At 34.8% G+C, this 14,454-nt stretch carries 13 protein-coding genes and 1 riboswitch; of the genes, 4 read left to right on the forward strand and 9 right to left on the reverse strand.

Features of this window, described 5'->3' with window-relative positions; all coding sequences use genetic code 11:
- Positions 1–387 precede the first annotated feature (387 nt).
- Both colA and EKQ63_RS18535 read right to left on the reverse strand, forming a co-directional pair.
- Positions 388–3,303 (reverse strand): collagenase ColA, encoded by a 2,916-nt coding sequence (colA, locus tag EKQ63_RS18530; protein WP_087954686.1) that lies wholly within the window; start codon positions 3,301–3,303, stop codon positions 388–390.
- A gap of 203 nt (positions 3,304–3,506) precedes the next feature.
- A complete protein-coding gene (locus tag EKQ63_RS18535; RefSeq protein ID WP_087954685.1) occupies positions 3,507–4,184 on the reverse strand; it encodes an MgtC/SapB family protein in 678 nt (225 codons plus the stop codon).
- 291 nt (positions 4,185–4,475) lie between these two features.
- Here EKQ63_RS18535 and EKQ63_RS18540 point away from each other — a divergent pair, with 291 nt between their 5' ends.
- Positions 4,476–4,994, forward strand: a complete 519-nt coding sequence (locus tag EKQ63_RS18540; protein WP_087954684.1) for a GNAT family N-acetyltransferase — start codon at positions 4,476–4,478, stop codon at positions 4,992–4,994.
- Positions 4,991–5,908 carry a GNAT family acetyltransferase gene (locus EKQ63_RS18545; protein ID WP_087954683.1) on the forward strand — a complete coding sequence of 306 codons (918 nt, stop codon included), beginning with the start codon at positions 4,991–4,993 and terminating at the stop codon, positions 5,906–5,908. Before EKQ63_RS18540 ends, EKQ63_RS18545 begins: the two co-directional genes overlap by 4 nt.
- 21 nt (positions 5,909–5,929) lie before the next feature.
- Here the strand turns inward: EKQ63_RS18545 and EKQ63_RS18550 are convergent, their stop codons facing one another.
- The 5 genes from EKQ63_RS18550 to EKQ63_RS18570 form a co-directional block, all read right to left on the reverse strand.
- Positions 5,930–6,838, reverse strand: a complete 909-nt coding sequence (locus EKQ63_RS18550) for a VOC family protein (protein ID WP_087954682.1) — start codon at positions 6,836–6,838, stop codon at positions 5,930–5,932.
- Between the two features lie 74 nt (positions 6,839–6,912).
- A complete protein-coding gene (locus tag EKQ63_RS18555) occupies positions 6,913–7,704 on the reverse strand; it encodes an amino acid ABC transporter substrate-binding protein (protein WP_087954681.1) in 792 nt (263 codons plus the stop codon).
- Positions 7,705–7,715: 11 nt separating this feature from the next.
- Positions 7,716–8,477: an amino acid ABC transporter ATP-binding protein gene (locus EKQ63_RS18560; RefSeq protein WP_173602117.1), complete on the reverse strand. Its 762-nt coding sequence runs from the start codon at positions 8,475–8,477 to the stop codon at positions 7,716–7,718.
- Positions 8,478–8,496: 19 nt separating this feature from the next.
- On the reverse strand, positions 8,497–9,165 hold the full coding sequence (locus EKQ63_RS18565; RefSeq protein ID WP_087954679.1) for an amino acid ABC transporter permease: 669 nt from the start codon (positions 9,163–9,165) through the stop codon (positions 8,497–8,499).
- A 69-nt stretch (positions 9,166–9,234) separates the two neighbouring features.
- A riboswitch (SAM riboswitch) is annotated at positions 9,235–9,341 on the reverse strand.
- Positions 9,342–9,669: 328 nt separating this feature from the next.
- Positions 9,670–10,581, reverse strand: a complete 912-nt coding sequence (locus EKQ63_RS18570; protein WP_000488987.1) for a VanW family protein — start codon at positions 10,579–10,581, stop codon at positions 9,670–9,672.
- 376 nt (positions 10,582–10,957) lie between these two features.
- On the opposite strand from EKQ63_RS18570, the gene EKQ63_RS18575 reads away from it, so the two are divergent.
- Both EKQ63_RS18575 and EKQ63_RS18580 read left to right on the forward strand, forming a co-directional pair.
- The gene (locus EKQ63_RS18575; protein ID WP_143881396.1) at positions 10,958–11,284 is read left to right on the forward strand and encodes a hypothetical protein; all 327 of its coding nucleotides are present in this window, start codon (positions 10,958–10,960) and stop codon (positions 11,282–11,284) included.
- Between the two features lie 116 nt (positions 11,285–11,400).
- Positions 11,401–12,492 carry a DUF3900 domain-containing protein gene (locus EKQ63_RS18580; protein WP_000345047.1) on the forward strand — a complete coding sequence of 364 codons (1,092 nt, stop codon included), beginning with the start codon at positions 11,401–11,403 and terminating at the stop codon, positions 12,490–12,492.
- Positions 12,493–12,772: 280 nt separating this feature from the next.
- Here the strand turns inward: EKQ63_RS18580 and EKQ63_RS18585 are convergent, their stop codons facing one another.
- Together EKQ63_RS18585 and EKQ63_RS18590 are read right to left on the reverse strand one after the other, a co-directional pair.
- On the reverse strand, positions 12,773–13,120 hold the full coding sequence (locus tag EKQ63_RS18585; protein WP_142391922.1) for a hypothetical protein: 348 nt from the start codon (positions 13,118–13,120) through the stop codon (positions 12,773–12,775).
- Positions 13,121–13,460: 340 nt separating this feature from the next.
- On the reverse strand, positions 13,461–14,306 hold the full coding sequence (locus EKQ63_RS18590; protein WP_143881397.1) for an exonuclease: 846 nt from the start codon (positions 14,304–14,306) through the stop codon (positions 13,461–13,463).
- Between the last annotated feature and the right edge of the window lie 148 nt (positions 14,307–14,454).

A 14,454-nucleotide genomic window follows, 5' to 3' on the forward strand; every position in this document is an offset into this window, starting at 1 on the left:
CATGGGGTCCTCCCGCATGCCCATCAAGCTAACCAAGTAAATTACTAGATACGAAATGATCCTTGTTTCAAAACTAGCAAGTGATAAAAAAGTAGGCATGCTAAATAAGCCTATTAAAACGCTATTTTTTCGCTAGGCAGCTTGTCTATGCTTCACCGTCGTTTTATACACAATCCCTAGAATATCAAAGACGGTCATCTTCTTATGTCTATGCGGGAGGACCCCTTATATGAAATCTTGTATAATATCGTATTGAATTTAAGTATGCCTAAATGGACTGCACATATGGTAGCTACGTTATTTTCTCTTGGTAGTGCCTATCAAGCTTTTGTAAATTTTTTTGTATAACACGCAACAAAAAGGTCGCCACTCACGGCGACCTTTTTACTATTTTACTTCTACCGTATAATTCCCTGTTCCCCCGCCATACTGATACACATGTAAATAATACTTTCCTGGATACGTGTAATAACTTCCTACTAACTTATTTCCCTCTTGCTGTGCATACGTAACATAATTATTTAAATCTGCTTCCGAATAAAGTACCCAATTTACTCCGATATTATTTTCCTTCGTTACATTAATTTGCAGGTTTTTCGCTGTTTCCACATTTATTTCAAAGAAATCACTCGTATCACCATTTCCCAAACTAGCACGTAAAACTTGATTGAATTGCAGTTTATTTGCTGTCTGGAATGAATTATTTGGTTCTTTTTCTATACTATTATCTTCTTTCTTTTGAACCGTTACATTCGTTGTAACAGTATTCGTTAATCCTTTGTCATCTGTTACTGTTAATTTTGCTGTATACGTTCCTTCTTTTGTATACACGTGAGTCGGATTTTGTTCATTACTTACCGTACCATCGCCAAACTCCCATTTATAAGAAACAATTTTCCCATCTTCATCTTTTGATCCATCGCTTTTAAACGAAATTGCTTCATTTACATTTCCGCTATATGGACCATTTATAACCGCAAGTGGTGCTTTATTCACAGCACCTTCTTCTGTATTGATACCATGGAATATAACATCATATTCAAATTGTCCTGCTGCATTTACACGATAATTTACGAAGTATGCTGTTACTGTTTTATAGCCTGTCCATTCTTTCGCACTTAAACGTTTTAACGTATCATTCACGTTTTGTGTAATTGTCTTCCAGTCTTCATATTCTCCTTTTGCAGTAGTACCTGTGTATGTTCCTTGTAGTGTAAATGTATGAAAGAACTGTGATTTATTTTTCTTAACTGATACATTATTTAATTTTGCTTCTGCTGTAATTTCTGCCGCAATATCTGAAACTGGTTTCGGTGCGTGAGTTGCTAAATAATCATCTGATACTAACGGAACATTATATTTCTCACGGTTATCTACTAACATTTGCATATAATCTTGATATTCTTTATTTAAATTCGCATCTTTACTTAAAGCAGAGCGGTATGCATCATATGCTGTTACATCATTTTTCCTAATAAGATCATGAATTTTGTCAAACATATCATATCTCTTATTGTACATGTACGATTGTAAAGCGAAGGAATAATTATAGAAATCCCACGTTCCATACTTTGCGTTTAACGTTCTCTCTGCTGTATAACGTTCTGCTGGATTTGAAGATATTCCTCCTATAATGCTCTTTCTCGGTACAACATTATCTGTTCTCGTTGCCCCTGCAAAAAACTCTGCATTTCCTTCTTCAAACCAAGATAATCTCTCATTCTCATACATCTTCCCTTGTCCCCAAAGTCCTGGCACTTCATATCTACCTTGTAAGTAATGTGTGAACTCATGTCGGAACAATTCTTCTAAACTATAAATACTTTCTTCTGGCGTACGTTCATAAGTAAAGAACGTACCTGTTCCTTCTATATAAAGACCGCCGTTATTCGTTTCATACCCGTATAATTGACGGTTAAATTGATATTCAGCTGGGCTATTATAAATAACCATCGTTAATACATCATCAGGATTGCCTTTTTCTAACGGCTGGTCACTTTCAACCGTACGATGGAATTGTGCCTTCACTTCTTTTGCCGCCCAATATAGACGTTTTACTTTTTCTTCTGTCACCTTATCTCCAGCTTTTAACACAATTGCTCCATCATCAAACGTATACGTTTTCGGTAAATATTTTTTCTTACCATCTTCTCTTATTTGATCTAGATCAACCACTTTACCATTCGCATCTTTCCCGCCATAATTCGTCGCAATTTGCTCAGCAGCTACGAAATATTGCTCACCTAAATACGGATAGATTTTCATGGCATCTGTTACAACTTGTAATCCTTTCGTTCCTGTACTATGGAACGTACCAAGTCTACCTGTATAATAAATACCATTATTAATTAACCAACCATTTTTCGCTGTCACCGTTCCAATTAAGGCAAAACGACTTAATTCATTAATATAGCTATCAATTTTTTGATACCATATTGTATCTTTCGGTGCTTTTCTCGTATCGTATAAATACGATTGAATATCGTAATCAACACCTTGCATAATATCGTAAATCGCATTTCCGGCTGATAGATTGTCTACCAATGTAGAAAAATTATCATTATACTGTTTAAAAATCTTTGCAGCTGATGTTATCGTTTCCACATCACTCGAAGCATTTCCTATTAATTTTCCGTATGATGATACAACTCTATTTTGTTCTAACGTACCGAGTTTGAAATTCGGGTTATTCGCAATCGTTTTTAATGCAGGTAAGCACTTATCATGATAGCTCCGCTCATTTAGTTTACTTAATTCTGTATGATAAAATCCTAAATAAAATCCTGATCGTAATACTTCTACTAAAGTTTCAATCCCTTTGGAATCATCTTTCGTATAAGCTTGTCCTTGCTGCTTCAATTTATCAATAATTGCCTGCATCCTACTATCATTTTGATAGAATGCAAGGCTATCCTTATTAAATTGAAATAGACCCGTAATTTGCTCCCAATCAATTGTTACAAGTAAATCTACTAACTGCTGATTGCTTAATTGATTTAATTCAGCAATTGTATAAGTTTTCGCTGCAGCTAATTGCTTACTTTCTTTTTTCACTTCAGGCGGTCTTTGCGACAAATCAGCAAATTGCAGCCTTTTCTCAAAAGACTTATTTTCAAGCACTTTTGATGAATGAGCTAATTCTTGCACTGGCAGTTGTACACCAACTGGCTCCATTTTGAGCACATTCCGATAAGAAGCTTGCTCTCCCTTTGTACTTTCTGCCAATGTGCTCCCTTGAAAACTCCCTAACATAAAACTAGCAAAACTTACCCCTACTAACACTTTTTTTGAATAGCCTTTCATGCTCTCCCCTACCTTACATTTTTTAGTGTCCCTCACCATTATTTTACTATTCTTACTTTTTATTCTGTATTGAGAAAAAACAAGGGAACGTTCACACATGTATCCATGCCTAGCAAAATTAACACTTGACTTTATGTGAATTTTACATCAAAAAAAGATAGATAATAGCGAAATTCCTGCTACATCTATCCCCGTTTTCAACGCTATGATTTTAACTTTATAAACGTAATTTCCGGTAATGTTTGCATATACTGAATCAATTCATTTTTTTCTTCTAATGATATATTTTTCAGCTGCATCCTTACCTTATAAACAGTTTCTGCTCCTTGCTGTAAAGCTTCCACTTCATATGAAAGTGTTGGAATGCCTTTCACTTGTAGCGTTTTTACTATTTCTTGTACCACTTCATGTTTATTTATATGTATTTGCACTGTTATGTTTTGAGGAAATAAAAATTGCACCTTAAAAATACGGCTCACAATCTCTAAACCAATTAAAACAAGAATCGTCGCTCCAATTCCTACTACATACATGCCAGCCCCAATTGCTAATCCAATTCCTGCTGTAGCCCATAAACCAGCCGCTGTCGTTAATCCTTTCACCGCCTGCTTTTGAATAATAATTGTACCTGCACCTAAAAACCCTACTCCACTAACAACTTGCGCTGCAATACGGCTCGGATCAAGAGCCATATGTTCTTCATTCATAATATCTGAAAAAGCATATTTCGAAACCACCATTATTAAAGCACTTCCTACCGCTACTAGGAAATGTGTTTTTAATCCTGCCTCTTTTGATCGAATTTCCCTTTCAATACCAATTATTGCTCCTAACAAACCCGCAACACCGATTCGTATAATAAAATCAATATTTACACTCACGAGCCCTTCCCCCTTTCGTTCATTATAGATAGATAAAACCAAAATTATCACACACATCGATTTATTGATATGAAGGAATTTTACTAAAATACACTTAATACCTAGGATATTTTATGTTAATATTTTAAATATTAACATAAAATAAATAACTTCTAATTTTAAACATCCACTCATTTTCTTGAAAAAACAAAGGTGGATTACATGAAATAAGGTTGAGAAAGTATCGAAAACGCTTTCATTTTGTTTTGTAATTTTTTATACATTCTACATAAATAAAGGAGCTTGCTAACAATGAACGTCTCTTTGATTACACCTACTACCGATTTACAAGACGAATACTTAGATTTTTATAACGAATGGAAAGATAGCGGTGAAACGATGATTCCGTGGGTTATTACAAAAGACCCTTCTAACTTCCCCGCTATGGTACAAGAACTACTCGATGCACATAACGGAATAAATCTTCCTGAATCTTGGGTACCAGATTCTACGTATTGGCTCGTTACAGATCATAATAGAATTGTAGGCGCTGTTAATATACGTCATAGTTTAACCGAACATTTATTTAACGCTGGCGGTCATATCGGTTATGGCATTCGCCCTTCTGAAAGAAGAAAAGGTTATGCTACGAAGTTATTAGAATTATCTCTAGAAAAAACGAAGGAATTAAACATCGAGAAAGTACTTGTCGTTTGTGACGAAGTGAATACAGCTTCTGAAAAAACAATTTTACATAACGGTGGGCTTCGTGATGATGATTTCACTGAGGAAGATGGGAATGTAGTAAGAAGGTTTTGGATTGAGCTATGAAGAAGTCCACCAATAAACATACTCTTGTTATAGAGAAGTATAGTAGAAGTAATGAGCTACAAGTAAAACAACTTATTGATTTATATAATGAAGAATCGTATCTATTTCACTTATTACGAGAGAATAAAACTAAATGTGCGTATGCTGCCTACTATAAAAAAGATGTAGTAGGTATCTTTTTCGCCTGGGGGAGTACCTTCCATCCATACTGCACATACTTTCGAATATATACGAATCCTTTCTATTCAGAGCTACACATTGAAAAATTTTTATTAAACGAGATTTCAAAAAGAGAAAACTTCAAACTACCATTACAAACCTCTATATGGGAAACATCAGCTCATTTAAAAGCGTTTTTTGAAGAACATAATTTTACGGAAATCCGAAGAACATATATGCCAATATTAGACGTACCAAAAATCATAACTATCGATACAATGCTTCATTCAAATTATGCTGTACAAATTTTATCAAACATTTCATCCAATACTAGCTTCTTTGAAAAACTAGCCTACGTAGTAAAAATGAATTATGAAGATACTCACTTAGCAAACCCAGTTGCCTCATTCCCGCTCGAAGCTTGGAAAGAACAGATCTTAGCTGATGATGTGTTACTAGATGGGAGCTTTGTAATAATAGATGAAGAGACTGAAATTATTGCGTACTCTTTCCTCCATACATCAGAAAAGGATAATACAGTAGAACTAGGATGGTGCGGGACTCACAATACAGAAAATGTATCCTTACTGAAACTTCTCGTTTTCAAACAAGCTATGTATGCAAATACACACGGTTATTCTTTCGTTCAAGGTGAATTCGATTCAACAAGTATATATGCAATGGAGATATTAAAATCCTTTCCTTTCAATCCTTGTGCTACCTGGATTACGTATCAAAAAGAAATCGGAAGGTAATTATACACCTTCCGATTTCTTTTATGCTGTTTCTATTTCAAACTGTACTGTAATACCACTCGGGTCTACTACAGTAAATCCATTTAAAATCTCATTTATTCCATGCTGTTTTTCTATTAATCTTTCTTTCACTTCATCTAACGCTTCTTTATGCGGTAATACAATTGTATACACTTTAAGTCCAGTAGCATGTGCGGGTGGGTGCGGATTATTTACTCCGTTCCACGTATTTGCTCCTATATGGTGATGATATCCTCCTGCAGAAATGAATAAGCAGTCATCTTCGCGTTGCTGTACTTCAAAGCCTACTGTATCTACATAAAATTCATATGACTCCTCTACATCGGCTATCCGTAAATGCACGTGTCCAACGACAGTATTAGCAGGTAATCCATCAAATTCATAATTAACAAGCGTTGCTAGTTCTTTTAAATCAAGCGGGGTACTTCCTCCTGGTCCTTCTCCCCATTGATCGCGCGGACGATCCGCATAAATTTCAATACCATTTCCCTCTAAGTCTTGTAAATAAAACGCTTCGCTATATGTATGATCGCTTGCGCTATTAAACCTTGAAATTGGTAAAATTTCATTTGAATATGTATAACGTCCCTCTTGCTCAGCCGGACTATCAATTACATTCTTATTACGAATCACACCAAATAATGCCGAAGCAAATGCCTCACGAGTGGGAACTAAAAAGGCTACATGATATATACCAGTCGTACGCGGCTCTTGCAGTACCCCGTCCTCTAACTTTTCAAGAACAAGTAACGTGTTCTTTCCACCTTTTCCAGATAAATACGCTTTATTCCCCTCTTGCTTAATTACTTCTAAACCTACAACATTCTCGTAAAAAGCAATTTGACGTTCTAAATCTAACACCTTAAATTCAACATGACCAATACGTGTTTTTGGATGAATTTGTACCATGAATAACTTCCTCCCCAGTTTCCTTTTATTTTTATATAAGTTGATGGACAATAGCCACATTCAACGAACATACATTAATTTTGTTTTTTTGTAGCATCAACTTTCAGCCATTTTTTTGATATTTCGCTTAATGTCCCATCTTGTTCTAATTCTTTCAACGCTTTATTTATATCTTCTAACTTTTCGCTCTTTTTGGCAAATGGAAATGCAATCTCTCCCCATTTAAGTGGACCAAATCCTACTTTCACATTATCTAAATCTGCCTTTTTAATTGTTGTTTCTACTTGTACTTTATCATTATAGTAAGCATCTACACGACCAAGTCCTACTTCATTCAATTCTGCTGTTGGATCTTCTGAGAACGTTTTAATTGTAAAAGCATTATTTTTATTTAAAGCTTTTAATTCTTGTTCCCCGGCTGTACCAAGCCCAACGCCTACAGTCTTTCCTTTTAGATCTTCTAGTGATTTAATTGTATTATTATCCTTCTTCACTGCGAAAACAGATCCCGAATATACATATGGGATTGAAAAATCATATTTCTTTTTTCTTTCCGGAGAAACGGATAATTCATTCGCAATTGTATCAATACGATCTGAGTCTAATAAACCGAATAATCCTTCAAAATCAGAAACATTCCATTCAACTTTATATCCAGCTTTTTTAGCAGCTGCTTCAATAATTTCAGCATCAAAACCTTTTACTTTCTCACCCTCTTTAAAAATAAATGGACTACGCCCTGCAGACGTCCCAACTTTCACTACTTTTTCATCTGTTTTTTTGCTCGCTGTATCTGAATCACAAGCAGATAAAAGCCCAAACGATACTGTTAATGCCAATGTTAGTAATAATGATGTTTTCCTCATAATTTTTCCTCCTAAATAACGAAATGATTGCCTTCTTCTGAAGCATTCAATTGTCGTAAAAACTTTTTCGTACGCTCATTTTGTGGATTCCGAAAAATTTCTTCCGGTGTTCCCTGCTCTACAATAATGCCATCAGCCATAAATATAATATGGTCTGCTACTTCTTTTGCGAAATTCATTTCATGTGTGACAATAACCATCGTTACATGCTGCCTTGCCAAATCCTTAATGACTTGCAATACCTCGTTCACTAATTCTGGATCAAGTGCAGAAGTCGGTTCATCAAACAATAATACAGCGGGATTTAAGGCCATTGCCCTAGCAATACCTATTCTTTGTTGTTGCCCACCTGATAACATCGTTGGGTAGAAATTTTCTTTTTCAGCTAAACCTACTTGTTTTAATATTTCTCTTGCTATTTTTTTTGCTTCTTCTTCACTTTTTTTCTGTACAACTGTTAATGGAGTTGTAATATTTTGCAATGATGTTTTATTTTTAAATAAATTATAGTTTTGAAAAACCATTGCTGTTTTTTGGCGTAATTTTATTATTTCCTTTTTATAAAGCTTCTTCGCATGAATCTCTAAATCTTCAATTCTAATACTTCCATCCTCTGGGTGTTCTAATAAATTTAAACATCTTAATAGTGTCGATTTACCTGAACCAGAAGGTCCAATAATGACTACTACCTCCCCTTTACCGACAGTAAGTGAGATTCCTTTTAGTACTTCATTTTGTTTGTAAGACTTATACAAATCTCTTACCTCAATCACACATATCACCTCATTTCTATTACAAGTATGGTGCATCAAGTTTCTTTTCTAACCTTTTCTGCCCCCAGCTAATTACAATTGTAATAATCCAATATACAATCGCTACTGCTAAGTAACTTTCCATATAACGATACGATTGTGCCGCTAACATTTTCGCTTGCGCTAAAATTTCAGCCACCCCAAGTGCAAAGGATAACGAAGATTCTTTTAACAATCCAACAAAATTATTTCCAAGTGATGGTACTGCAACACGAATAGCTTGTGGAAAGATAATCTGTTGCATAGCTTGCGCCTTTGTCATTCCAACTGATAAACAAGCATCCATTTGTCCTGATTCCACAGCATTTAATGAACCCCGAATAATTTCTGACAAATACGCTGCATTATTTAAACTGAGACCAATTAAAGTCGCTTGCATCGCTGTAAGTACTGTAAAGGTTGGGAATATTTGCGGCAATCCGAAATACAACACGAACAATTGAACTAATAAAGGTGTTCCTCTAAAGAAAGATATATACACTCTTGCAATAGAATATAAAAATTTCGTTTTGTTTTTCGTTATGATCGCCAAACCTATCCCTATAACAAAAGAAATAATCATTGAAACTACAGTAATTCCTAAAGTTATGTATACATACTTAAATAATTGCGGAAAACTTTCTAAAAAATACGTTACATCAAACTTCACTCTATCCCCCCTCTCTAAATAAAAAACTCTTCTTACACATATAAGAAGAGTTGAATGTTAATCCATTTCCCCTCATCTTCCAAACGCTTCATACGTTTGCTGGACTTAGCACAGTACTTTTATAGCCTGTTGCTGAGATTTCATCGGGCCAGTCCCTCCATCTCTCTTGATAAGAAAACTAATAAATTTTTCCATTTATTAAGTTGTTATTATGAAGAATACAGTTAATCATTCATAATGTCAATAGGAAAACTAAGAATTAAATTCGATAATGTGAAACTTTAATCAGTGGGAGTTTTCTTCATCCCCCACCTAACTTCTTTGCTTTCGCTGAATTTTGAGGTGGGGGTCTTACTGCCCATTAAAGCGGGATAAATTCCCGAACATCTTGTTCCTCACATTCACCTAGTCTTGAAATGTATCACTAATACTGAATAAACTACACAGAAAAAGCCATTATTTCTATTGTTAATAGAAATAATGGCTTTTTCTAGATTATTATTCTTATCGCATTTTATGTACTTCAGCAACTAACTTTCCGCCCTGAATACCCATATAAAGTTTCACAGGTGCATCATTCGTGTTTTCAAACACTAAATCTAAGTATGGATATGCAATTGTAGCATCTCTTCCTTGTGGAACGTAACCTACCGTTTTAGAATGTGTTGTTCTCTCTACCATTTTCAAACCAGCTTGATCTGCTGCATTGTATAATGTTGATGATGTTTGACAAACACCACCGCCATATCCATCTACTAACTTACCATCTACAATTTCTTTTCCTAATTGATATCCTTTATCCGGTGTTGTATCACCAATTAATGCATTGAAAGAGAAACTGTCCCCTTTCGCTAATACAACTCCATTTATACTCGCTGCTGATAAACGAATATTTTCAATACGTCCACCTGTTGAGCCACCTAAATTCGTTTCATATCTACCAATTACCGTGCCGCTTCCTTGCGCATCACTTAATGTAGCGGTAGGTTTTTTCTCAACAATAGGTAATTGATAGGAAGAATCCCACATACCTACGTTTAATAATTTATTTACTAATTCTTTTTCCATTAATTCATAAGAAGGTTTTCCTTCTTGCCAACTTCCATCAGGTCCTAGACGTGAAGGGACCATCTTTTTGTCAACATTTTTCCCAACTTCCCTAGCAACCTTCTCAACTGATTTTTTAAATTTCGCTTCATCTTCAAAATAACCTAGACTCGACAAATCTAGCTTTTTCACTTCCGTACCTGTACGACCATCTACTAAACTAATAGAATCCTGTACTTCTGCTTTAGCCTCTACCGTGTGGCCACCAATATCACTTACTAATGCAACATCACTTACTTTTGTACCACAGCCACTCACTACAGCTACACATAAAACCCCAACTAATATACCCTTTACTTTACGGAACAATATACTCTCCCCTTTTCCCCAATACTACTTTTATGTATTATTTCATTTTTATGTATGTTTTGTTACAATCATTTTACAATATATTTATAAATTGTTACAAGTTATTTTTTACTCTATATAAATTACTCTTTTCTTTTCCAAATGTCTATACATATTTACATAAAAGTTTGAGTTTGATAGAATTGTAACTTTTATGTAACCTCTCCCTATTATCCAGTATATACCATAAAACGAACGAAATTCAAATGTAAAACTCCATATTCGTATTTATAAAAAACATCCTGTGAACATAAATAGGTATTTGCCGTGCCACACTCCGCTTTTACACATACATTATGGTGAATTAACCTATTTTAAAGAAATGGAGGATGTTTTTATGTACCCCTACAATCCATACGATCCATATAACCAAAATGGTTATCAGCCTCAATATGATTTACAGGCACAATACCAACAATATATAGATCCAACAGAACAAGTTAATCCATATGATCAAACTCGACAATTCCAACTTCCAATCTCTTTTCCTGGTACTGGAAACCGTCAGTTAGAAAGACGAGTAAATGAGCTGGAACAAAGAGTACGTCAATTAGAAAACACGGTTGAGCGTAATACACGTAGATTAAACCGCTTAAACCAACGTTTACGTACAGTAGAAAACAGACTGAACATTCCATTTTCAGCATTAGAAGACGGATTTTAATTTCGGAAATAAAAAATATATAAGGAAGGGGGCTTCCCCTTCCTTATATAAATTGACGAAAGTTTTTTCCATCTCTATACTGATAAGAGTTAATGAAATGAAACAAGGTGATAAATATGGATTTTGAAATAAATTATCTTTCCTTTTATGTTGTACAAGTAGAAGGAAAAGGTGAAGCTGTTGATAAACGCTACAAACATTTTCAAACATTAGACGCTGAAGAGTATGAAGATAGCTCCTTAAAAGAATTTTTGAATGGAGAATTATTAAAAATTTCAAAGAGAAAAGTAGAACGTCATGCGAAAACAGAACAAGCACCGACAAAGATCGGTCGCTTTATTGTAGAAGAAGGGCACGAACTTGATTCAAACCCTCATTACAACTTATTTAATCGCATCCGCTTTGCAGAAACGAAGGAAAACTTCAAAGATATGAGCGAACCTCTCGTTTATACATATCTTGACACAAGTGCTGTACGCGGTGGTGTATTTTTAATTGCGCAAGCAAAACTACGCAAATACTTTGATGATCCATTCGTTTTCGTTATGAAATGTGACTTCGAGCCGAAAGTCGCTTCCATTTCCGATGAATCCACACTGATTCGTAACGTTGAAATGGCCATCACAACAAAAAATATGAAATCTATTCAATATCCGTACATGCCCGAAGAAGGTATGGTCGAAGTGGGCGAGCTAAAAATTCACCAAGCATCACACGCCCGTTACTTTGAAGACTTCTTAAAATTCGTCGAATACGAACGCTCTATGCCTGAAATTATGAAAACACAAGTAATGGACATGGTATACGACCAAATTGAAGATGTATTTGAAGAAGGTACGGAAGAGCGCGAACAGTTCGACCAAGCGATGGAAGTATGGGCTGCCAGTCCGAAACGCGAAATTATGGAACAATTTTCAACCGAAGAAGTAATGGAAGCTACCGCTCAAATCGTCGAGCACGCGCCTGAAGTAGAATTAAAGCTAAAAGCAGATCATATCTCTGTAAAGGCCCTGCTTGCTGATTTCGGAGATCAAATACATATCGCAAAGGTAAATGATCGATACGTATTAATGATTGAGGCTGATACACTTACGTTTGAGAAAGGCTTCTCTCCTATTGAATTCCTGAAGCCAGACGAGTTGCAAGATGTGATTGAGCGGATTGAGAATAAGCAACAGTATTCTTATGATCCGAACGGGATTGAATAAACCATTCTATATCCCTATTTTTACGGAGCACTTTTAATAAGCTCTCTTTTATTTGGAACACAGTTGACAGTTATAAAGCAGAAAAACCGATTCTTAGTAGAATCGGTTTTTCTGCTTTATAACAAAATATGCTTATTTTTGATTCAAGAGGACATTTGTTGCAGTATTAAGAATATCGCATCCTTGTTGTACAAGCCCATTTCCATTAAAAGTATCTGCTTCAATATTTCTAGTTGACCGAGTCCTTCTAGTCACTATGTATGTTGTTCAAGTGAAAATGTCACTTCACTATCTCAAATTTATTGTACTCGTAGAAAGATAATTGAAAACGATATTCTGGATGCTCTCTCACCCAATCATAAGCTTCTTCTAAAATATCCATTTTGTTTTGTAAGTCATTAAGGTCACTACATTCATCCCTTTTTTGTTTGCACAGAGGGCAGCATCCATTCACTATTTCAGCACTTGTCGCCCTAATTGTTTTACTTTCTAAGTCAACTACTAGACGGAGAAGAAGTGAATGCTCTTCTGTTGTAGTCACTGTCATTTCAGCAACTCCATCCTCATTCCAAAAGACTCCGTTTAATTCCATCTGTACGTTGACATCTTTAATATCCAAGTCTATCAATGTCACACACCCCTATTATAAAATTCTTATCTTGCTCTCTAATTTTAATCTTTAATACAACACGAGTTAAAGATGTATTAAGCGTTTTTCAATTTTTCTTCTTTTCTATGAGAAGAAGTTATAATAACAGTAAAAACTAAAACTGTTACAATGTTAAAGATTGCTTCTATTTAACTCTATCCTTATTCTAATAATATATTATAAATCCTTAATACACCTTAATTTTCAAACTAATTACAATGAACAAATCACAACAAATCAATTCCTATTTATATGAATACTTTATTCATCCATCAATACAATGACAGTAAATTTATGTAGCTAGAAATAGAGAAGAATGTCATTTAACCTCTACATTCTTCTCCATCTCAGCCAAATACCTAATCTGCCTTTCCGCTTTTCTAACGGCCGTACGAAAATGTTTTTTCAGAAGTTCTATTGTAGGTTCACTTATATAATATCTTTCCGTTATACTTTCCCACGTGTCACTACTTTCAAATGTACTCCAAACGAAAGGACGCTCTGTATTTTTTCTCATTTCTTTAAATACCCATTTTCGCATCTTTTTTTTCGCTTTTTCTGTTAGTTTTCCATTCTCTACAAGTTCAAGTTCACCATGCCTTTTATACCTTTTAGTAATATCTCTCTCGCTATATGCTTTAAGAAGTATGTTCGCTGTATTCTCAGCATCCGCTAAAGCACGGTGCTGCTTTCCTTCCCATGTTAAACCGAGTTGTTCTACTGCAGATTGTAAATTTGGTGTATGCTCAAATAAGTCTTCATACGCTTGGAAAACAAATTTTTGCAAATCCATTCTTCTTTCTTTGTCCATACGTGGACATTCTACACTATGTAACGTACAATCATGAGATAGAAACCGATAATCTTCTTTTCCCCATGTAACAAATATAGAATCTTCTCCGATAAACTGAATAAATTTCTCTATAATTTGCGGAAATTTCTCTACACCCATTAAATCTTTCTTTGTAATTCCCGTTAATTTTGTCGTATGACGAGTAAGTCGTGCCCCCGGTTTTACTAACTCCGAAAATTCTCCAATTATCTTCATTGTACTTACTTCTATTTTTACAGCTCCAATATCAACTATCTCTGACGGATCTTCTGATTTATACGGCCTAAAATTTCTCTCTATATCAAACACAATAAAATGTGTAGCGTTTTCCAATTTTTTTACCTCTTTCTACATTCCTTTTCACACACATACTTTATTTTCAGTATTTATTTATTCATACACTTTATGCATGTAATACTTCGTCTAAAAAACGAAAATTCAATCTCATTATGCTATGTACATAGGAGGGTATTCAATAAAA

The organism is Bacillus sp. BD59S (assembly GCF_007363175.1).
GTDB classification, from domain to species: Bacteria; Bacillota; Bacilli; order Bacillales; family Bacillaceae_G; genus Bacillus_A; species Bacillus_A pacificus.